The 22,461-nt window shown below is 52.3% G+C and carries 11 protein-coding genes; 7 read left to right on the forward strand and 4 right to left on the reverse strand.

The window, feature by feature from the left end; translation table 11 throughout:
- The first annotated feature begins 39 nt into the window (after positions 1-39).
- The 3 genes from DVH26_RS13545 (at position 40) to DVH26_RS13555 (ending at position 9,420) form a co-directional block, all read left to right on the forward strand.
- Positions 40-8,259 carry an S-layer homology domain-containing protein gene (locus DVH26_RS13545; protein ID WP_239634210.1) on the forward strand — a complete coding sequence of 2,740 codons (8,220 nt, stop codon included), beginning with the start codon at positions 40-42 and terminating at the stop codon, positions 8,257-8,259.
- Positions 8,260-8,338: 79 nt separating this feature from the next.
- Positions 8,339-8,884, forward strand: coding sequence for a hypothetical protein (locus DVH26_RS13550; RefSeq protein WP_239634211.1), 546 nt, complete (start codon positions 8,339-8,341; stop codon positions 8,882-8,884).
- Positions 8,885-9,054: 170 nt separating this feature from the next.
- On the forward strand, positions 9,055-9,420 hold the full coding sequence (locus DVH26_RS13555) for a bleomycin resistance protein (protein ID WP_239634212.1): 366 nt from the start codon (positions 9,055-9,057) through the stop codon (positions 9,418-9,420).
- Between the two features lie 76 nt (positions 9,421-9,496).
- Here the strand turns inward: DVH26_RS13555 and DVH26_RS13560 are convergent, their stop codons facing one another.
- Positions 9,497-10,768, reverse strand: coding sequence for an alpha-L-fucosidase (locus tag DVH26_RS13560; RefSeq protein WP_239634213.1), 1,272 nt, complete (start codon positions 10,766-10,768; stop codon positions 9,497-9,499).
- Between the two features lie 183 nt (positions 10,769-10,951).
- Between DVH26_RS13560 and DVH26_RS13565 the strand changes: the two genes are divergently transcribed.
- On the forward strand, positions 10,952-12,469 hold the full coding sequence (locus tag DVH26_RS13565) for a LysM peptidoglycan-binding domain-containing protein (protein ID WP_239634214.1): 1,518 nt from the start codon (positions 10,952-10,954) through the stop codon (positions 12,467-12,469).
- 458 nt (positions 12,470-12,927) lie between these two features.
- Here DVH26_RS13565 and DVH26_RS13570 read toward each other — a convergent pair whose 3' ends face one another.
- Both DVH26_RS13570 and DVH26_RS13575 read right to left on the reverse strand, forming a co-directional pair.
- Positions 12,928-14,187 (reverse strand): MFS transporter, encoded by a 1,260-nt coding sequence (locus DVH26_RS13570; protein WP_239634215.1) that lies wholly within the window; start codon positions 14,185-14,187, stop codon positions 12,928-12,930.
- Between the two features lie 20 nt (positions 14,188-14,207).
- On the reverse strand, positions 14,208-14,672 hold the full coding sequence (locus DVH26_RS13575; RefSeq protein WP_239634216.1) for a MarR family winged helix-turn-helix transcriptional regulator: 465 nt from the start codon (positions 14,670-14,672) through the stop codon (positions 14,208-14,210).
- Positions 14,673-14,876: 204 nt separating this feature from the next.
- Between DVH26_RS13575 and DVH26_RS13580 the strand changes: the two genes are divergently transcribed.
- On the forward strand, positions 14,877-17,324 hold the full coding sequence (locus DVH26_RS13580; protein ID WP_239634217.1) for a S9 family peptidase: 2,448 nt from the start codon (positions 14,877-14,879) through the stop codon (positions 17,322-17,324).
- Between the two features lie 55 nt (positions 17,325-17,379).
- On the opposite strand, the gene DVH26_RS13585 is transcribed toward DVH26_RS13580, so the two are convergent.
- A complete protein-coding gene (locus DVH26_RS13585; RefSeq protein WP_239634218.1) occupies positions 17,380-18,297 on the reverse strand; it encodes a helix-turn-helix domain-containing protein in 918 nt (305 codons plus the stop codon).
- A 156-nt stretch (positions 18,298-18,453) separates the two neighbouring features.
- Between DVH26_RS13585 and DVH26_RS13590 the strand changes: the two genes are divergently transcribed.
- Complete coding sequence (locus DVH26_RS13590; protein WP_239634219.1) at positions 18,454-20,274, forward strand: glycoside hydrolase family 35 protein; 1,821 nt, start codon at positions 18,454-18,456, stop codon at positions 20,272-20,274.
- A 911-nt stretch (positions 20,275-21,185) separates the two neighbouring features.
- Positions 21,186-22,436 (forward strand): PucR family transcriptional regulator, encoded by a 1,251-nt coding sequence (locus DVH26_RS13595; RefSeq protein ID WP_239634220.1) that lies wholly within the window; start codon positions 21,186-21,188, stop codon positions 22,434-22,436.
- The last annotated feature ends 25 nt before the right edge of the window (positions 22,437-22,461 follow it).

Consider the following 22,461-nt stretch of genomic DNA (forward strand, 5'->3'; position numbering starts at 1 on the left):
ATCATCTGATTTCATTTCGGAAGGTGTGTGAAGGGAACGATGAAGCGAATATGGGCTTGGATGCTGGTTGTGAGCCTGCTGCTGGAGCTCGCCATTCCGGCAGGGATAACCGCTGAGGCAGAAGCGTCCGGAGCATGGCGGCAGGAGCACGGTGGACCCACCGGCGTTCCGCTGCAAACCGTCAGCCGGAAAATCGGCGATCTGACGGCGGCGGTGATTCCCGCTGTGTATGAAATCCCTGCTTCGCCGAAGGGAAAGGAGCAGGGGAGCAGTGTGTCTAAGGCGGTATATCTGCTGCCGGAGGCGCCCCGTTTATTGCCGTTACCTGCCTTGACCAATCTGCAAACGGTCGAGGTTGCCGGAACGGCTGCTTTGCATGCCGTCGTTACAGTATATACCAGTGTGGGCGGACACCATCGGGAGGAGATCGGGCAAGCCGAAGCATCGGTGGAGGATGGACCGGGCGTAGGACGGTTTCGGCTGACCCTTCCCCTTACGTCGGAGGGGGAGTACAGGGTTACTGCTGCAGCGGAAGTGAACGGACAGGTAAGTCCGGAGTCAGAGCCGGTCCAATTTACGGTCGATCGTACTGCGCCAACGCCCACGTGGGAGGTGCGCTGGACGAATGTAGGCTATAACGAAATAGAGCTGCAGTGGGATCATCCGTTGATGGAGGACCCGAGCCATCCGGGCACTTACATAGAAGATCCTACCGTCGACCATTACGTAGTCGAGAAAAACCGCCAAGTCGTTGCCGTCACGAAGGATCGGTACTATTTTGAAGGCGGCCTGGGTGAGATGGAGAAGATAGAATACGGCGTCCGTTCCGTCGATAAGGCAGGCAACCAGTCGGAAGAATACAATCTGTGGACATCCACCTTTCATAAAAATGCGCTGCTTGTAGCCAAAATTCCGGATCAAGCGGAATATCGGGAGGCGTACTGGCAGCCGACATTGAGTAAAGACGGCAAATCGGTCGCTTATATCGCCTATGATGCGAATCCGGCTCCGCCCCGACAGAGCGGTTACGGTATTTACGTATACGACATCCCGACAGGGCAAACGGAATGGATTGCCGATATGTTCGATGTCCAGTACAGGCTAGAAAGCGAGCAGCTGATCGACATCAGTCCGGATGGTCGATACGTAGCCTATTTCGAGAATACGGACAACGGCGGGAACAACGTGGCGGTTTACGATAGAGTCGCGAAAACCAAAGACAGGCTGCCGCACGATTTCGGCAGCATGGCGTTGTCGGTATCGATAAGTGACGATGCGCAATGGCTCGCTTTCTCATCTGTCGCCGATGACGTCGTCAGCGGCGATACGAACGAATATAGCGATGTGTTTCTATATAACCGGTCCAGCAAGGAGCTGAAACGAATTTCCGTTTCCGCTGAGGGCAATCAGGGGAACGATGCCAGCTACAAATCGTTTATGTCCGCTGACGGCCGTTATGTCCTGTTCGTGTCGCTAGCCGGCAATCTGGTCACAGGGACAACGCAGTCCATGTGGAGACTGTACCAGTATGACACAGCAACCGGGAAGCTGGAGTATGTCCCTGCGCTCAGGGAGGGCGGTATTGAGCTTCCCGTCTTCGATCCGAGCCTGTCGTCGGACGGCAGATATATCGTGTTTACTTCGGCATACGGAACCGAGGATAAGAGACTCTATATTATGGATCGTCAGACCGGACGGAGCGAAATCGTAATTTCGTTCCCGCGCAATGAGGATATAGGCATCAGGGATCCGAAAATGAGCAGCGACGGTAGATTTATCAGCATGGAATATTACAATTACGATCCCGGCAGCAGACCGGGGCCATTGGGTATGTTTGACTCCCAATGGGGCGCCTTGCGGTATGACCGGGTAAACCAGGAGTTTCAGCGGCTCGGCAACCGGGCTGGAAGCACCTATGATACGAGCTTGAGCGGTGACGGCTCCAGAGTCGCATTTACCGTTGGCCGAAATTCGGTGTATGTCGTCTGCTTTGCGGAGGAGGAGCAATGCGACTTTACGTCCGGGCAAGAGGATCGGATCATGCGGCCCAGCTGGTCGCTTAATCAATCCGTATCCGGTTTCCCTGTAATGGGCGGCAGCTTTACCGTTCGCGCATACAGCGAAACAGGGGGAAGGCTGGAAGCTGTTGTTGATTACAAGGCACGTGCCGGCAGCGAGGCAGTGGCGAAGAAGCTTGTATTGCCGATGCCCGAGGCGGCAGGAAGCCCGGGATTATTTCTTGCCCAAGTTCAGGTGCCTTCGGATGCCTTCGAGCTGACCGGGATCAAAATCCGCTTGACTGACGAACCGGAACAGTTCAAGCAATTGACCTCGCTGCCTGTAAAAATAGCAGGGAAGCTTAAGGTGACGATCCAGACCGATTATCCCGATGCTTTGAGCGGTACTTCCGTAAACGTCTGGAGCAAATCGAAGCAGCTTGGTAACCGAAGCAGCCTGTCCAGACAATCCAATGCATGGATTGCTGGGATCGACCTGGCTGAAGCGGACGATTATGAAATCAAGGTTGTCGATTCTTCCGGCAAGAGCCTACAGTTCCAAGAAGGGATAGCTGTGCAAGGCGGAAGGGAAGCAAGCGTATCGGTTGCCGTTCGTCCGCAGGCTGAGCTTCATGTCAACGTGCGCAAAGATAACAACCGGGCTTCCGGCGAGCAGGTTGAATTTTACGATAGCCAGGATCGGCTGCTGTTCAGCGGTAGAACGGACAGTAACGGAGACATATCGTTGTGGGGAGCACGGTTTGCCGGAGAGACCATCAGCATTCGCGTTGCTGCACGTTCCCCGTATGCTGAGCCGGACAGGATGTCCGTCCGCCTCGAGCCGGGCAGAAATGACCAATCGTTCTCTCTGGTCAAGATGACGACGGGGACGTTAAAAGGAAAAGTGACCGACGAAACAGGAGATCCGGCCGCGAATGCCAAAGTCGAGCTGTTTGCACAAGAAAAGGGATTGTGGCACGAGACGGTTACGGACGAGTCGGGCGTTTACCAGCTTTCAGCAGACGTAGGGAGCTATCTCGTTACTGCGAGCAGCGTTCGTCCGTTTGCCCAATCGATCCAGAGCCGGGTCGTGCAAATAATTCCTGGCGGAGCCTCGGTTGCAGATTTGACACTATATAAGCAAATGACCGGCACCATAGCTATCGATGCCCGAATGAAGCCGATTGACGGCGATTGGCAGCGGATCGATATAGCCGATTGGAGGACGGCTGTACATTACGGCTTGCAGATCAAATCGCCTCGCAGCTCGTTTTACTACAACACGGATAGCGTCATAGGAAATAAGCTGTCCGTAGGCAATTCGACAGAGGGCGATACATTAGGCGTATGCATTAACGGGCGGGAGGCCGGACTGTCCGACCACTGCGATGAACTGGTTCTCGATGAGCGGCTTAGCGGTACGGCGGAGCTTCGTTTGGAGGAGAAGGGAAGAATACGCGGCGTTCTGGTTGGGGAATCGAAGCTGTCCGATTACCGTATTTCGGTCTTTTCCAAAGGGAGCGGGGGATCTTATGGCTTCAGCCATTACGGCAGCATGGACGGGAACGGCAGCTTTGCCGTATCGGTTCCGAAAAGCGGCGATTATCGAATTACGATCAGTAGTATTTATGGATATTACTGGAACTCCCCTCGAAGCTCCTATTCCATCGATGTAACGGTGGGGGAAGGCGAACTGAGGGATCTTGGCCCGGTATCGATCCCTCCGGCCAATGCACTATTTCAAGGGAAACAGGGCAACGGCTACAATTCTCAGGAAGCAAGAGCTATGCCCGGCGATACGGTGACGATGCGAGGCAGCTACCGGCTTGCTGACGAAGCAGCGGTGAATGATGCTTCCATTGCCGTTTCGGTGCCGGCCGGTACTTCGCTTCTGAACGAAAGCGTCATGCTGAATGGCCTACTCGTCATGCCGATAGTGAAGGATGGCATTGCGACGATTCCTGTTGGCCGGATCGAGAAAGGGATAGACGGCTCTATCAGCTACCGGTTAAAGATCGAAGACCAAGCGTCACCGGATATTCAAGCACAAATGAATATTCAGTATTCGCGGCGCGGCGCGGTTGAGCCCAACGTCGAGCTGCTCGGCACCTCCTTCATCCGGGTCGGCCCTATTACACTGGAAGCTCCCGCCCGGTTTTTGAAGCACACGATGAAAGTGGGGGGGCGTGCGCCTGCTGGACAGACGGTAACTATCTATGCCGACGGGCGGATAGCAGGCCATGCCCAAGCGACACCGGGAGGACTTTGGTACACCGATATTACTCTTCCCGTGAAGGAAGCGGATACGGTATGGGGAGATATCAGCCGTTACCGGCTCCTTGCCAAGACGGAGAATGAGGAAGGGATGTCCCAGTCGCAATCGGTCATTGTGGCGATAGACCCCAATCAAGCCGTAATGACCAAATTTACCATGAAGCAAGCCGGCGGACGCGTCATTGAATTTGATCCGGGTGAAGGCATTGCCCGATTCCCATTCGTTATAGTTCCCGGTATGCCTATGCATTTGGCAGCAGCCTTCAACGACCCGGAGAGAGTATCGAACGTGAGGGTGACTATTGGCGAGGAAGAGCTGACGGCGCAATGGAACGAGTCGTCCAAAGCGTATGAAGCGATCTTTATTCCTTCAAACGGGGTTGGCACCGGTGTTTATATAACATATGACGAAAAGCCGAAGGATTACAAACCGAGACCGATCCCATCGACGAGGGATTGGGAAGCCTCGCTCAGCGGGCTTCCGGATATTTGGAGCCAGGCCGTCTATGAGACGGTGGAGGAAGAGGAGCTGCCGCCTTCGAAGCAAGCAAGCTTGGCCGACGACGGATATTACCGATCCAAACCGTTGAAGGTGACGTTTCCGACGAAAGATAAAGAAACGCTGTACGTCAGGTGGAAGATGAAGCCTGCGCCCAAACCGGCCGGCACCAGTAATAAACGGATTCCGTATGGGGATTATTCCATGGATGTCAATGAAGCTGCTGGTACCGTCACCATTAAAGCGACACTGCCGGCCTCCTTGTTAAGCCCTCAACAGCAGCAGGAGCTGTCGGCAGCATTTGGCGCCAAAGGAATTGAGGATCATGTAATCAACGTCCTGGAGCTAGTATTTAAAGACAGCGAAGCGTTCGGCAAGTTCGCAACCGGCATGGATTTGAAAGACTATGTCATGGATAGTATGGACTTCGCCAAATACGCGGACGATTTGATTGCATTCCAGGATTATGTCATTAACAGCGAATGTCACGGTCCTACAGTCAACCACTACATTAAGATGACGGATATGCTGTACGAACAGGCGGCAAGAACGTTAATCGTCAAAAATACGATGACCGGTCTCGGTTTGGTTGCAGGAACGCTGACCTTGGCGGTGCCTCCTGTTGGCGGCTTCGTTTTGGCCACTTCGTTTACCGTCATCGGGGACATTGCCAAAGACAGCTGGGAGGAGAACTTGAACCAGCTCAAAGCCGAATTCGAGAAGGATAAGCAATGGCGGGACGACATGGCCGCTGCAGGAGCGATAGACCGCTGCAAGAAAAAAGATGATGACGACGAAGATGAAAAGAAAAAACGGCGCAAGGATGACGATAAAGTAGCCGACCCGACATGGATCTGGGATCCGAGCGGGTATGTGTATGAAGCGGTTCCGGATAACCGGGTGGAGGGGGCGACCGCGACGCTGCTTCAGTTGGATCCGTCTTCAGGCCAGTGGCATGTATGGGATTCATCGTGGTTTGGCCAGCAAAATCCATTGATTACCGACAGCAACGGACGCTACGGCTGGGATGTGCCGGAAGGCAAGTGGAAGGTACTGTATGAGAAGGAAGGGTATCTTCCTGCAGAGAGCGCGGAGCTGACGGTATTGCCGCCGCATTTCGATGTCAACGTCCCAATGACATCACTTGAGGCGCCCAAAGTGTCCGTAATTGAAGCTGTGTATGGATCGGGAGTTCAGGTAGGCTTCACGAAGTATATGCTGAATGAGACTGTGACCGGACCATTCTCCATAAAGGTTGAGACGGCTGAAGGCGATGGGATTGCCGGCACGGTAGTGCCTGTCAATCCCCAAATGGATGGGAGCGGCCGGCCGGTCGCCAAGCGCTTCCGGTTCATTCCCGACCCGGCTGACGGCAAGTTCAAACAAGGTGCCGCCTACAAAGTCACCGTGGCTGCACAGGCGTTCAGTTATGCCCACGTGGCAATGGAGGCCGATCAAGTAGCGGATTCGATTATCGTGAAGGCCGCCGATGCGGCTCCTGCTGACGCTGCATCCGGTTTAGTCGCGGCAGGCGGCTCCAAACAAATCGTTGTCGAATGGGAAAAAGCGCAGAACGCCGACTTCAAGGCGTATAAGCTTTATTGGCAAAGCAAGTCGGGGACATCTTCAGGATCCGAGGAAATAAGCGCCGGCCAGTCGTTCGCTGTTTTAAGCGGACTGCAGCACAGTATGACTTACGACTTGAAGCTGGTCACTGTCGGCTACAACGGTATGGAGTCACCCGGACTCAGGACGTCGGCCGCAACGATGAAGGAGGAAGAGCTTGTCATGGATACAACCGGTCCGGGACAACCGGCCGGGATCGCAATCGTTGCCGACAAGAGCGCACTGACGCTGAACTGGGCGGATCCGGCAGATATCGATTTGCGCAAAATGCTCGTTTCCTGGAAGCAGGAGGGTGATGCCCGGTTCGGCAATCCGGAGTATGTCAATAAGGGCATTCAGACATGGACCGTGAACGGCCTTAAGCCTGGCACCGATTACATCGTTCGCCTTGTTGCTGCGGACACGTACTGGAATGAATCCGCAGCGGCAGAAATAAAAGGCCGCACGCTGAATTATGAGGGACCGGATGAGACGCCGCCGGGTAATGTAACTTCAACGGCCGCCAGCGGAGCGTCGGGGACCATTCACGTGAGCTGGAAGGATCCTGCAGATACGGATCTGGACCATATTCTTATCTCGTGGAAAAAAGAAGGAGCATCCGGAACGTTCACTAATCCGGTCATCGTAGCTAAAGGGACTCAAGCATACGATATGACAGGGCTTCCATCGAACACGCTGTATGAAATCAAGCTTGTCGCCGTGGATACGAGCGGCAATGCGGCGCCTGGCGTATCGGTTAGCGCCCGTACTTTTGCATCTAGCCGCTCAAGATCGGGCGGTGGAGGAGGGGGGATTGTACCGCCTGCAGATCCGAACGGATCTGCGGAAGCCGTTACGGTTCCTGTATTCCCGGAAGCCCAAACATGGAGCGGATTCGGCGGCACAGTGAGCCTGAATATTCCGTCGGGAGCCTTTGACGAAGCACGGCAGCTGACGATTCGGCGTCTGAAGGAAGACGAGGTGGCGATTCCGGCCGCGTTCAACCGATACAGCGAAGCGTTTCAGCTTCAGTTGGATAGGGGAAGTATGGCGAAGCCGGTCAATCTAACGTTGAAATACGAAGCGGCTCAACGGCTTGATTTCGATGCGCGCAAGCTGGGATTGTTCCGGCGGGATGAGGCGAACTTGACCCAATGGCACTATGCGGGAGGAGTGTACGACTCCGGTTCAAGCACCGTTACCGCCAAGATAGACAGCGCCGGTATCTATGCCATCATGGATTACAACCGCAGCTTCGCCGATTTGAACGGTCATTGGTCGAAGCGCGATATGGAGGTGCTGATATCGCGCCGTATCGTAGATGGCATGACGGAATCCGAATTCCAGCCGGATCGTCCGATCACAAGAGCCCAGTTTACAAAGCTTCTTGTTGAGATGACAAAATGGCCGAGTCACGCAGAAGTATCACCGGCTGCTGCAACGGCTTCTACAGCAGCTTCCAGCAGTGCTTCTTCTGCCGTCGAGGAACCGTTCCGGGACGTTCCGAACAACGCATGGTACTACCCGTACATGGCCGAAGCGAAGAAGCGGGGGCTTGTACAGGGTGACGCAGCGGGAGCCTTCCGCCCGGATGAGTCACTAACGCGGGAAGAGCTTGCCGTACTGATTGTTCGTGCCCTGGGACTGGAAGGGCAAGCGGCGGACAAAGCAAAGCAGCTTGAAGCTGCTGATGCCGTTCCGGGCTTCACAGACGGCAGCGCAATTGCCGCATGGGCAGCCGGCTATGTTGAGCTGGCCCGGGAGCAGGCGCTTATCGATGGTGTCGGCGAAGGCGTGTTCGCGCCGCAGGCAACCGCCTCCCGAGCGCAAGGCGGCGTCCTGGTGTTAAGGGCGATGAGCAAGCTTGGACAGATCGGACATTAAGCGGTACCGGTCAGCTCCTTTTACCATTACGGCAAAGGACTAACCGGGCTGTATTTAGCAGTGGAAGGGTGATCGCTTCATGACCTTGGAAAAGGTTACGGCCAGTCTTGGCTTGATTGCCGTCATTAGCGGAATTTCCAGAATGCTTATGGCTCCGTTCGCATTCATTTGGGGAAGCAATAGCATGCCTGAGCTGTGGGCGGGTCTCATAACCTGCTATTTAATGGCTGTCGGATCGCCTGGCCTTTACTTATACCAGACCATCCGGACGGGGGTTGTCGGCTTGGTCGGCTGCCTGCTCCTATCGTTCAGCAATATGATCACCGGCTGCCTCGTCTGGAGCACCATGTTGAACGCGCAGCCTGTCGATGGGGTGACGATACTGCCAATAATTAATGAAGTGACCATGCTGGCAGGGATCATTTTATTTTCCGTCGTCTCCATAAAGGCACGGCAGCTGCCGCTATGGGCCAGCATTTTGCTCCTAGTCTGGCCGATTCTGGGCTTCGTTCCGGCTTTAAGCCAATGGTTCACTCTGTTATGGGGATTAGCTTATGTAGGGCTAGGGTACAAAGTATGGAGAAGCGGATTTCCGGGCAAGTATGACTCCGCATTGACTTTATAAAGCTTCAGCGGGAAGCGCCTGATCTCGAGCTAATGGCAGCATTGGCGGGAATCAGGTGCTTTTTTCATTGTTGTAAAAACATGAACTTATTTCCTCTTTTTGAAGGAGTTCCCCTTCGTACTGCAGAATAAGCAAGAATCCACACTATGGTTGAGAAGGGGTGCAAAGCTGTGATACAACAGTATGGTCAATGCCAAATTCCTATTTTACCGGTCAGCAATTTTCAAGAATCGGTCCGGTATTATACCGACGTGCTCGGCTTTGAGGTTGCATGGATTTGGGATGAGGACGGTTACGGAGCGGTAACGTGCGGAGGAATCGAGCTTCATCTCGACCGGCAGGACGTCATTTCGCCTGCAGCATTCTACTGGTTTGTCCATAACGCGGACGAGGTGTACTCATATTATAAAAGCCAAGGTGTCGATATCGTAAAGGACATCGAAACGAAGCCTTGGGGAGTTAGAGAGTTTACATTCAGGGATCTGAACGGCCACATGGTCCGCATTGCACATAACGTGGAAGATCACAAAGGATAGACGATAGAAGCAGAGAGCAGCAGCTTCTTCCCGGTTATTAATAGCCCGGGCAAGAGGCTGCTGCTGCACGTCATACTTATAAATCGCTCTCGATCCACTCCGCGCGGGAGTATTCCGGCTGCGCCTTAGGCGGCTCGGCGAACGTTACCTTGAACACTGTAAAATGAGGCTCGCTCGGCATGTCCGGCAAATCCTGCAGGATGAGCCTTCCGAAGCCTTCCTGACGATAAGCGACGGATTCGCCGCTTCCGACTATCGTTACCGACTCGACCTTCCCCTCGATTCGGACGCTCCAAAACTCGCGGCCGCTCCATCCGATGGCAGCCAAGTAGTGCACCCGCGGATCGTCGGAGCCGATCCATCTGCCTAGGCAGCCGTTCGGTCCGTGAGGACCGAATTCGTTAAGCGGGCTACGTCTCGCATGGTACACCATCTCCGCATTCCGCTTGACCCAATCGCCTGCTTCGAGGATGCTGCCGATCTCGGTTTCATTCATGGAGCCGTCCGGCTTCGGTCCGGTATTCAGCAGCAAATTTCCGCCTCCGGCGGCGATCTCAATCAGATCCCGGATTATAGCGGCTGCAGTTTTCCGGTTAGGACTGTCCGGCACATAGCTCCAGCTGAGCGGGCATATGCTTAAGCAGCTTTCCCAAGGGAGGCCTTCTTTGGAGGCTTCAATTTTTCGTTCCGGCGTTACATAATCTTCGACCGTGCCGGAGCGGTTGTTGATGACAATGTGCGGCTGCAGCCCGCGAACCATGGCGTTCAGCTCACGGGCTCTCCAGAACTCGGCGATATCCTCGTGTTCCTTCCATTCCCAGGTCGTCACCTGCGCCCCGTCATACCAGAGCAAATCGATGCGGCCGTAGTCGGTCATCAGCTCGCGGACCTGTTCGTGGGCTTGCTGTACCATTGCAGCCACTGATTCCGGATACCGGTCATGATCCCAGGCTCCCTTGTATCTCCAGTCGACCAGCGAATAGTATAGGCCGACCTTCAGTCCCGCGCGCCGTGCGGCATCCGTGTATTCGCGGATAAAGTCGCGCTTCGGCGTCCCTTTAACCGATGTGTTGTGGCTGACCTTGCTGTCAAAAAGGCAATACCCGTCATGATGCCGTGCGGTTAACACGATATATTTCATGCCTGCTTTCACAGCCATGGCGCACCACTGATCCGCGTCGAATCCATCGCCTGTGAAGCCTTCGGCAACTTTTTCGTACTCCTTGACCTTGTAGCCGTCCAGCCGGAACGCCCATTCACACCGCCCCAGCAATGAATATGGACCCCAATGGATGAACAGTCCAAGCTTGGCGTCCCGGAACCATTGCATTCTTTCTTGTTCTGTCATTTTCCTTATCCTCCGCATGTACCAATTGGTTAACGATTTAATTGTACTAGCTTTTGTGTTGGTTTAGGATGCATGATCCTAGGATAATGAGCATAATCCTAAGATTTTAGCTAAAAAGTATCCCAACCTTTGGGCGCGATGAATAGCATATAAGGAATATGCTTCACAAAGGAGAAAAGCCAAGTGATTACTTATGTCGTACAGCAAGGAGATTCCTTGTATTCGATTGCCCGGCGGTTCGGAGTTACGGTGGATGCCTTGATGAAGGCGAACCGGCTCACATCCCCGTCGCTTAGTGTCGGTCAGGTCATATCGGTCCCTGTATCCGGTCCTGTCATATACACTGTCAAAGCAAAAGATACGCTTTATACGATAGCAAAACAGTTCAGCACAACGGTGGAAGCAATCATGCTGCTTAATGGACTGTCGTCAACGGAGCTGCAGATCGGGCAAAAGCTGCGAATCCCGATTTATACGGAGGTCATCGTCAAGTCCGATACAGCCAATGTCCACCAGTATGCCAGTGTGCAGGCTCCTGTGCTGGCCCAAATGGATAAAGGAGCCCGGCTGCCGGTGACGGGGATTGTCGGGGATTGGATCCAAGTGCGTATTCACAACGGCAGACTCGGTTGGATGGCGAGAGAAACGGTGACGCTCGTGCCGCATGACGGAGCGCGTCCCGTAGAGGAAGTGCTCGGTTACTATACGGAGGAGGAAGGCCCGACGCTGCCAAGCTCGTACGATGTGTTTACCAAGAATACGGCGCAGCTTTCGAATGTCGGGATGTTTCACTTCCGTATTTTAAGGGCCGATCCGGTACAAATCGAGAAGTTTCCCTCCACCTTTACCGACGAATATATGCGCAGTGTGGTGGATTTCGGCCATCGTCACAATGTCAAAATGCTGGCAACGGTCCACAATCTGTTGTATGAACGGGGAAATCAGAACGTGAATAAAGAGGTTATCCACGGCATGCTCGCCAGCAACGCTACAAGGGCCGAGTTCATTTCGAATGTCATCAAGCTGATTGAAGCTTACCAGTTCGATGGAGTCGATATCGACTTTGAGGATGTCCGCTATGAGGACCGGGAGCTGCTGTCCATGTTTTACCGCGAGCTCGGGAGGGCGCTGAAGGAAAGGGGATATTATTATTCGGTGGCCGTGCCTTCCAGAACCTCGGATCAGCCGACCAATCCGTTTTCCGCGCCGTTCAATTATTCTGTGCTTGGCAGCGTCGTCGATGAGCTGGTGCTGATGCTCTATAATGAGCACGGCTGGCCGGGAAGCGGTCCGGGACCGGTCGTTTCCATCGGCTGGATGAAAGAGGTGGTCGGCTACGCGTTGACGAAGATGCCGGCCAGCAAAATAACCGCCGCCGTCTCCGTGTTCGGCTTCGATTTCAATTTGACGACCAAACGGAATACGTATGCAACCTACCAAATGGCGATGGATTTGGCCAAAAAGTATAACAAGGAGGTCATCTTCGACGAGAAGACGCAAACTCCTATGTTCGCCTACACCGATGAGTCGGGTAACCAGCACGAGGTTTGGTTCGAGAATGAGCAAAGCATCCGCGCCAAAATGGAAACCGCCCATCAGCTAGGCATCCGCGGCATTGCGCTCTGGCGGCTCGGCATGGAAGACCCAGCTATATGGACGATGATGGCGGAAGATTTTGTCATCCGCAAAAGCGTCATGTAATCCACTAATAGACGGCAATTGAGGCAACTGAACATGGTTCCGGATAGGTTGTCCTCGTCGGGATACCACTGCACGTATGTTTTATTTCATAGGTGATTCCAATGTGTTAATGCCCGCCGTCGGGGAATGTTGCTCAAGTTGGTACGGACCGTAGATCCGTTATTTTACCCAAAGCGGTTCTTTTTGAAGGGTGATCGGACTACAGATCCTTTATTTCGTGAAAAAACACAATTTTTCCGGGTAAAAGTAGCTAATAACGGACTCTCGGTCCGATCACGCTCCCAAAGCAGCATCATTTCAGGAAATAACGGATCTCCTGTCCGATCTAAGTAAGCCGGGCTGGAAGGGCATACCTCACGGATTATACAATCAATATTTGATTTCCTTTGAATCCTTTGGATTCATTCAACAAAATAGCCCGGGAACCAATAACGTTCCCGGGCTTTTCCTTGCATGGTTTACATGGCCGCCTGTTCCTCGGAGACGGCTTTTCTTTTTCGAAACAAAATCAGGATAAGGACACAGGGCACGAAGCACATGAGGCCGCATGCGAGATAAGCGCCGTCCGCGCCGAACCGGTCCGCTATAAAGCCGGCGAACAAATTACCGACAGGGGCGGATCCGGCGAACACGAGCGAGTAAACGCTCATGACCCTGGCGCGGTATTCATCCTTGGAATGAATTTGCAGGGTGGAGTTGCAGTTGGTCGAGAACAAAATGTTAAAAATCCCGGTACAAGCAAGAAACAGCCCGGCTAAGTAAGGCGATTTCGTCAACCCGATCAAGAACAGAAACAGCGAAATCATCATCGAGGCCACAACGATCACCTTCATGTTGGGGCCTTTTTTGCTGCGAAGCGACACGGTCAGCGCCCCGATTAATGAGCCGACTCCCAGACAAGACATCAGCAGGCCGTAGGTTCGTTCATCCATTTGCAGCACCCCTTTGGTAAATACGGGGATCAGGACGCTGAAATTAAACGCGAACGTACCGATAATCGTAACCAGCAGCAGGGTCAAGGCCAGAACGTTATCCCTCGCTATGTATACCATCCCGTCCTTGATTTCCTTAAAGATGCTGACGTCCTTTTTCTTGGCTCTCACGTACGGGGTCGTCTTGATACGCGTCAATCCGTACAAAACGGCCAAGAAGCTGATCCCGTTCAGCAGGAAGCACCATCCCGGACCGAGCAGAGCCATCATGGCGGCCCCGATCGAAGGGCCTAATATTCTAGCAAGATTGAACGTCATAGAATTCAACGCAATGGCGTTCATCAAGTCCTCCTTGCCTACAATTTCGATATTGAACGATTGCCTGGTAGGCAAATCAAACGTGTTCGTTAACCCGAGAATGAGAGCGAAGACAAGAATATACTCATATTTAATCGTGTCGGTAAACACCATTAGCGATAACAGCAGCGCCAACAGCATGGATATCGTCTGGGTGACGATCAAAATGTTTTTCTTCGGAAATTTATCGATGAGCGTCCCTGCAAATAATGAAAAGCATGTAATAGGCAAAAACTGAATCGTTCCGACAAGCCCCAATAATAACGGGGATCCGGTTAACGTTAATACGAGCCAAGACTGACCGATATTTTGCATCCAAGTCCCTATCAGGGAGACGCATTGTCCTGTCCAGAAATAACGGTAATTGGGATGGGTCAGAGCGTGAAAATGATTGTCAACCATCCGCTCGCCCCAAGCTTTAATGCCCAAGTGAGTCACCTTCCTGCTTGTTATGTTGTTTCCTTGCTGCCCTTCATGGTTTCTTCGTACAGCTGGGCTGCATTGGTTCCCATTTTTTCCAATACGGTTAATGCCATCTGCTTCTCTTCCTCCGACAAGCCTTCCGTAACCTTGGTCCGCCAGTCGGCGAGAACCGCTCTGACCTCGTCCTTAATCAGGAGCGCTTTTTCTGTCAAAAAAATCCGGTAGGACCGCTTGTCCTCATCGCGGACTTGACGGGTGACATAGCCTTGCTCCTCCAGCTTTTTAAGCGCTTTGGCCGTGGTGCCTTTATCGATTTTGAGGTAGCTGGAAAGCTCCTCCTGGCTTAAACCGTCTTCTCTGTATAATGTATTCAAAAAAATATGCTGCCCGCGGCCGATATCCAGATGCTTCAGCCGGTCGCCGATGTACATTTGCCCGTACCTGTACAGCAAAGATACCCATCGGGGAATCGTATACTTTTGATCGACCATCCCGTTCCTCCCCCAGGAGAATTAGTTGCATATGCCACTAATTAGTATAGTAGCGGAATCGTTGTAAATGCAACTAGTTTTTGCAGCTGGAGTGCTGAGACTAGCGAACTATTTTATTTGTTTACATGTGTATTTACGACTAATAGACTCTAGTGTATATTTAATGCATTGTTGCTAATTTTATCAAAAAAAGGAGACGTTCTGATGAACCGTCAAGTGTCCAAAGCCTTAATCATGATGCTTGTATTTTGCTTTATTTTCTCGACTGCCAGCTTTGCAAGCGCTGTCTCCTTGAATGAAGCAGTACAAGGGTATAAGGATGTGCCCAAAGATCATTATGCAAGCAAAGAAATCGCGGTATTATCGCAACGGGGGATTGTACAAGGCTCGGAGGACGGTACCTTTAAGCCGGACGAAGAAGTAACGAGAGGCGTGACGGCCCTTTGGCTCAGCAGAGCGTTGAAGCTCGGCAAGCCTGCATCATTGAAAGGCTTTGTCGATGTCCCTGAGACCAGTGAATATGCGTCAGCTATTAACGTTCTGGCTGAGAAAAAAATCGTCCAGGGCGACCAGGGGAAGTTCTCGCCTGATGCGTCGTTAACCCGTGAACAGATGGCCAGCTTGCTGGTAAGAGCCTTCGAATTGAAAGATAACGGGATTAACGTATGGTTTAAAGATGAAGCGGCCATGGGCGACAGCCACTTCCAGGATATTATCCGCTTGAAGCAATTTTTTCTTACGAATCAAGTCGAATTCATGCCGAAGAATAAAGTGACTCGCGCTCAACTGGCGCTATTCTTGTACCGGGCCATTATGATAGGTGAATTGGAGACCGGCCAAATCCCGATCGAAGATTTCTTCCGCAAATCCGATGTAGGGAGTGCGCAGGTTTCTCCTAACGGAGTTACTTATGCGCTGCTGAAGTCCGAGAATAATCAGAATGAGATTTTTGTGTATACATTAGGCGAGGACATTTCAAAGGCCGTTCGCATTACCAATAGCAAGGATAGGTCCATTGAAGATTTTGTTTGGTACGATAATAATACGATCGTTTATATGACGAGCTCGGGCGGGGATGAGGATTATCATATCCATTCCATACAAAAAGACGGAACGAAGGATATAGATCTAACGCCGTATCCGAAAGTCAAAGCGGATATTTTGGAGCTGTATACAAAGAAACCCGATTATATTCTGTTTACGATGAACAAACGATCCTCAACGGCATCCGATGTTTATGAGATGAACATTCTTACAGGGGAATCTAAGATGATCGCCGAAAATCCGGGCAATATTACCCAATGGGTGACGGATTTGTACGGTGAAGTCAGAATGGCTATGGCTACCGAGGGTACCGATACGAAAATGCTGTACCGGCGGTTCGAATCCGATCCTTTCGAGACGTTTATGACGATTCCATTCGGCGATACCTTTATTCCGGTCATGTTCTCGTTCGATCAATCGCAGCTGTACGCGTTGTCGAATATAGGACGGGACAAGCTGGCGCTGGTCGCTTACCAGTTCAACACCAAATCGATCGTAGAAACGATCTATGAGAATCCGGAAGCCGACATTACCAATATTGTCGTTTCATTCAAGAAGAAGGCGATATTGGCCGTCGAGTATGAAACCGACAAAATTTACTACCATTATATGGATGATGAGTTTGAAAAGCTGAATCAAGAAATAGCCGCTCTGGTTCCTGGACAGCAGTTCCGAATCGTCGGCAATCCGCTGCCGGATACCAAGGTGTTTTTCCGCACCTACAGCGACAAATCGCCCGGAGCGTACTACTATTACAACCGTAAGACCAAGGTGATGGATAAATACGCCGATCCGCAGCCATGGATCAAAGAAGAGCAAATGGCTGACATGAAGCCGATTTCGTATCCTTCCCGAGACGGGCGCACCATTCATGGATATTTGACGATGCCTAAAAAGGTGGGCACAACCAACCTGCCGGTCGTCGTTCTTCCTCACGGCGGACCGTGGGCACGGGATTCGTGGGGCTATGATCCGGAAGTACAATTATTGGCAAACCGCGGCTACGCCGTTCTGCAAGTCAATTTCCGCGGATCGACAGGGTATGGCAAATCATTCATGAACGCAGGCAATAAACAATGGGGCCGCGCCATGCAGGACGATATTACCGATGGCGTTCAATGGCTTATTAAGCAAGGGATAGCGGATAAAGAACGTATTGCCATTTACGGGGCATCGTACGGGGGCTATGCTGCTTTGGCAGGCGCAACGTACACGCCGGAGCTTTATGCAGCCGCCGTCGATTATATGGGGCCGTCCAGTATGTTCACGTTCCTGGATTCCATGCCGGACTATTGGGAGCCGGACCGTCAAGTAATGTACGAGCGGGTAGGACACCCCGAGAAGGATAAGGCAATGATGGAAGCAAGCTCTCCATTGATGAACGTAGACCGTATCCAAGCGCCGATCTTCTTCGCACAGGGCTTGAATGACCCGAGGGTGAACAAGAAGGAATCGGACCAAATGGTCATGGCGCTTCGCAACAGAGGCATCGATTCGCATTATATGGTCAAAAACGATGAAGGGCATGGCTTCCACAAGTTTTCTAACAAGATCGACTTTTACAATGCGCTTTTGAAATTCCTCGCGATACATCTGAATAATAAGTAAGCTTTTTCCGGTAAAAAACGCTATCCCGTGCTTGGTACACAGGATAGCGTTTTTCTCATTCACCGTTTTTGGGCGGCGGATCTATGGCATGCTTGGGGCGAAAATGGTTCGGCGACTGTCCCGTCCAACGCCGGAACTGCCGGGAGAAATGAGTCGGCGAATGATAACCGAGCAGCTCGGCTATCGCTGCAATCGACTTGTCCGTCGTGACCAGCAGCTTCTTGGCTTCGTTCAGCTTCAATTGGCTCAGAAATTGGCGCGGGGATACGCCGTAAATATGGGAAAATACCTTAGAGCACTGATACCGGCTCATATTCATGGCCTTGGCCATTTCGTTGACGGTAATATCGGAGTACACATTCGCGCTCAGCAGCTCTTCCATCCGGTGAGCGGTCTCCGCGGTGAATTGGGTCGCGTCCTGCCCGGGATCCGCACCAAGTACTTGCCGCTCGTTCAAGAGGCGAACCATCTCCGCAACGATCAGCAATATCGTGGCCTGAACCGTAAGGCGCTGCTGCACGTCCAGGATGACATGCTGCTCAGCGGGGATCCCTTGCAGACGGTCGTCGGCGATACTTCCGCCGAGAATCGCTTCAAGCTGCTTAACGTAGGAGGACAGCTCGCTGCCTCCCGCTTGGTGGTCAGGAATGAACTGATAAGACTCCACACCTAGCGCCCTGCGCATTTCGGAATCGTCCAGATCGAAATGAAGATTGAAAAATACATAAGGCTCATCGCTCTCATTGATCGTCTCGTGCTTCACGCCCGATTTCACCAGGAGCCAGTCTCCTTGTCGCATAATCACGACTTCCTGCCCGATCTGCTGCTTCACTTCACCGCTCAGACAGCAAACCAATTCGATCAAGTGATGATGGTGCTTCGGATACGACCACATCGGGGGCTTGATGCCGAAATGGCATCCGCTTACCTGCAACGTATTGGTGAAATTTTTGAATGTCCACTGCCGATCCATGATCCGCTGCCGCATCCTTTCCTTGATGACATTTTGACTTCACTATACCGCATTCTCGCGGATTGCACAAAAGGTTATACAATCGACACGTTTGGTCATTCAGATTTTCCGCTGCTTTTCTTACAATGAAAACAAAATCAGGAGAGGGTTGAGCATATGACGGTACGGTTTGAAGCTGTCGGAAATCAATTTAGGCTAAACGGAGAGCCGATTCGGATCGTCTCCGGGGCTATCCATTATTTTCGCGTAGTGCCCGAATATTGGAAGGACCGCTTGTTGAAGCTAAAAGCATGCGGGTTCAACACGGTAGAGACTTATGTTGCTTGGAACATTCATGAGCCGGCAGAAGGGCAATTCTGCTTCGAAGGCATTGCCGATATCGAGAGATTCGTTCAACTGGCGGGGGAGCTTGGACTTCATGTCATCGTGCGGCCAAGCCCGTATATTTGCGCGGAGTGGGAGTTCGGGGGACTGCCTGCATGGCTGCTCGGCTATACAGACATGCGTTTGCGCTGCATCGATCCGCTCTATTTAAGCAAGGTGGATGCTTACTATGACGCGCTGCTGCCCAAGCTGAAGCCGCTTTTGTGCACAAACGGCGGGCCGATCATTGCAGTCCAGATCGAGAACGAGTACGGAAGCTACGGCAACGACAGCGCCTACCTCGATTATTTGCGCCAAGGCCTCGTGAATCGAGGAATCGACTGCCTGCTGTTCACATCCGACGGCCCGACGGACCAGATGCTGCAGGGCGGTACGCTGCCTGGCGTGCTGGCTACAGTCAATTTCGGCTCCCGCCCTGCGGAATCGTTCGCCAAGTTCAAGGAGTACCGGCCTGACGAGCCGCTGATGTGCATGGAATATTGGAACGGCTGGTTCGATCACTGGATGGAGGAGCATCATACAAGGGATGCGGCTGACGTAGCGGCTGTACTGGACGACATGCTGGCTGCCGACGCATCCGTCAACTTCTACATGTTCCACGGCGGCACGAACTTCGGCTTCTACAACGGCGCCAACCATATCAAAACGTACGAGCCTACCATTACGAGCTACGATTATGATGCTCCTCTGACCGAGTGGGGCGACATTACGCTCAAGTATGAAGCCGTTAAACAAGTGCTGTCCCGATATGTGAACATCGAGGAAACGCCGCTGCCGGAGCCGATTCCGCGCAAACGGTACGGCGAGGTCCGGTTAACACGCCGCGCCGGATTGTTCGAGCAGCTGGATTCCGTATCCGCTCCGATAAGCAGGGTAAATCCCGAGCCGATGGAGAAGGTAGGGCAAAACTACGGTTTTATCGTGTACAAGACCCGTGTATCGGGACCCCGCCGCGGACAAGAGCTGCATCTGCAGGAGGTGCACGACCGGGCGCAAGTATTCCTGAATGGTAATTACATCGGCGCCGTAGAACGGTGGAATCCTCAGCCGCTGCACGTGGATATTCCTGCGGAAGGTGCGGACTTGACGATTTTGGTGGAAAATATGGGACGCATTAATTACGGTCCGTTGTTGAAGGACTACAAAGGAATTACGGAAGGAGTCCGTCTCGACAATCAATTTTTGTTCGGGTGGGAAATTTATCCTTTGCCTCTCGAGGGCGCTCTCCAGCTGCAGTATGAGGAGACGGAAGCGCGTCCCGACAAGGACGAACCGGCCTTTTATCAAGGAACGTTCGAAGCATCGGAAACGGCGGACACGTTCATGCGTCTGGACGGATGGAAGAAGGGTGTTGTCTTCATAAATGGCTTCAACCTGGGCCGGTATTGGGAGCGGGGGCCGCAAAAGGCGCTTTATGTGCCGGGTCCTTTGCTGAAAAAGGGTACGAATGAAATCGTCGTATTCGAGCTTCATGGAGCCCGTGCGGCCGTCGTGACATTGGACGACAAGCCGGATCTTGGGGCGGAAACCGGTGTGGACGACAGCATCATCAGCTTTACGGAGTCCGATAAGGCGGAGGAAGCGCAAGCTTAAGCAATATTGTATAAAAGGAAGCCGCATGCTTCGGATGGCTATGTCCGGGGCTTGCGGCTTTTTTTTGCCGATAACCGAGAATTCGATTTAACGGTGAACCCTACGGTTAACGATCTTATTGAGAAACCAAAGGAAACTTTTGATCGATACTTCGGTGGGGTATGCTTCTCCTCCAGTCAGTCCTACAAAGATCGGACAGGAGATCCGCTATTTCCAGAAATGATGCTGTTTTTGGAGGGGATCGGACCGAGATTTCGTTATTTGCTATTTTTACCTGAAAAATAGGTGTATTTTCGCGAAATAAAGGATCTGTTGTTCGATCACCACTCAAATAGCACCATTTTTGGGAAAATAGCGGATCCATTGTCCGAACCAACTTGAGCAATGCCCCGAATGGACAGGCACTAACAAATTGGATTCGCCCTATGGGTTAGATCTAGATATAGCGGGATTCTGACGAGTGACATCTTTCCTGTGCATTACTGTCATTTATCCCTTTCCAGCGTCATTCCAGAATCGGAGATACCATCTAACCCCACATTAGCAGTTCGGGTATACAGGAATACCAACAGCATAACTACCCCTACGGGTTAGCATGTAAAGGATGTCGAAGGAAGCAAGCCGTAGAAAAAGAGGGAATGGGTGAGGGTTGGAGAAGCGGCAGCGTCCGCCTTTGAAGTCTGTGTTCCAACCGCTCTAATCTTAAAATCAAGGAACACGGACTTCAACAGCGGTCGGAATCCCACACCCAATTCCCTCCCCTTGTATCAGCGTATGGGTTTATGCCGAATTTAAACGTTTGTCTAGAAAGTCCGACTAGAGGATCCAATACTGAGTATTGCTTATAAAACCAAGCGTACCGTAAAATAAGAATGATTTTTATCCTACAAGCACGGGGAGTAAGCCACAATATGCGGATTGAGAAAGACCCGTTCGACAGACATTTTGACAGCTTCATCAGCCTAGCGGACGCCATATGTGAAGCGCTTCAATGTCCCGTCACTATTGAGAACGCCAACCATCAGCTCATAGCTTACAGCTCCCACAGTCCCCACACCGACCCGGCGCGCATCGCCACGATCATCGGCAGACGGGTTCCGGAGCAGGTCATCGGCGCGCTTTGGCGCAACGGCGTCATTCAGAAGCTGATGTCGAGTGACGAGCCGGTGCGGATCGGGGCGGTTCACGATGTCGGTCTCGGACAACGGATTGCTATAGCCATTCGCAAGCACAATGAGGTGCTTGGTTACATTTGGGTCATGGAAGAAGCGGACCGGGGGCCATTGAACGAGCTTGAGCTGGAGCTGCTGAAGAGGGCCGCGCTGGCTTCCAGACATAAAATGCTGCAGCTGCAAATCCAAAAGCGCAAGGAAGAGGAAGGCCAGCAAAATTTGTTTTGGCAGCTGCTGACAGGACACTTGAAATCCCCTGCTGCTATAAAAGAACAAGCGGAGCAGCTGAACATTTCGCTTCCGCCCCGCTATCAGGTGACCGTATTCCAATTCGGACAAGACATTACGGAAAAAATGTATCAGCGCATTCAATACATGATCACAACGACACAGCGCGTCAAAGTGATTTTGCACGTGCTGGACGGCGCCCGGCTTATTATGCTGACGGCGCATCCGAAGCTTGCAGCGGATCGGGAGGACCACGCCAGGTTCATCCGAGATTTTATGAGACAGATGGAGGACCGGTTCGGGGTATCTCCGAATGACGGAGCGAGCGGCAGCGAGTACGACGACTATACGCTGGTTGCAGCGGCTTGGCGGGAAGCCTTGGCTGTGCTGCAGCTGAAGCAGCGGTTTCCGGAAGCGCTCCGGGATGCATCCGCCTACGAGGAGCTTGGGTTGTACCGTTATTTGCTGCTGCAGCTGAGCGACAAGGAGCCGCCACGCCGTCTGCAAAATCGCATTTTGCACAAGCTGAGACAATACGATCGCGAGCATAACGGCTGCTTGCTGGACACGCTCGAGGTGTTTCTCAATCTGGACAGCAGCCTGAAGGATACGGCGGAAGCGCTTCACGTCCATATCAACACGTTAAATTACCGCTTGAAGCGAATCGCGGAAATCGGAGACGTCGACTTGAAAAATGTCGATCAAAAAGTATCTCTTTACCTCGATTTGAAGCTGGAAAAGCTGATGGAACCCTCTTGTTGATTTCCAACAAATGAGAGCCTGTATT

The sequence above is a fragment of the Paenibacillus sp. H1-7 genome (assembly GCF_022354825.1).
In the GTDB taxonomy this organism is placed as follows: domain Bacteria; phylum Bacillota; class Bacilli; order Paenibacillales; family NBRC-103111; genus Paenibacillus_S.

What these genes read in the sequence shown, in the direction of transcription:
- DVH26_RS13545 (WP_239634210.1), top strand. Translation starts at nt 40, where the DNA reads ATGAAGCGAATATGGGCTTGGATGCTGGTTGTGAGCCTGCTGCTGGAG.
- DVH26_RS13585 (WP_239634218.1), bottom strand. Translation starts at nt 18,297, where the DNA reads ATGGATCGGCAGTGGACATTCAAAAATTTCACCAATACGTTGCAGGTA.
- DVH26_RS13550 (WP_239634211.1), top strand. Translation starts at nt 8,339, where the DNA reads ATGACCTTGGAAAAGGTTACGGCCAGTCTTGGCTTGATTGCCGTCATT.
- DVH26_RS13560 (WP_239634213.1), bottom strand. Translation starts at nt 10,768, where the DNA reads ATGACAGAACAAGAAAGAATGCAATGGTTCCGGGACGCCAAGCTTGGA.
- DVH26_RS13580 (WP_239634217.1), top strand. Translation starts at nt 14,877, where the DNA reads ATGAACCGTCAAGTGTCCAAAGCCTTAATCATGATGCTTGTATTTTGC.
- DVH26_RS13590 (WP_239634219.1), top strand. Translation starts at nt 18,454, where the DNA reads ATGACGGTACGGTTTGAAGCTGTCGGAAATCAATTTAGGCTAAACGGA.
- DVH26_RS13595 (WP_239634220.1), top strand. Translation starts at nt 21,186, where the DNA reads ATGCGGATTGAGAAAGACCCGTTCGACAGACATTTTGACAGCTTCATC.
- DVH26_RS13575 (WP_239634216.1), bottom strand. Translation starts at nt 14,672, where the DNA reads ATGGTCGATCAAAAGTATACGATTCCCCGATGGGTATCTTTGCTGTAC.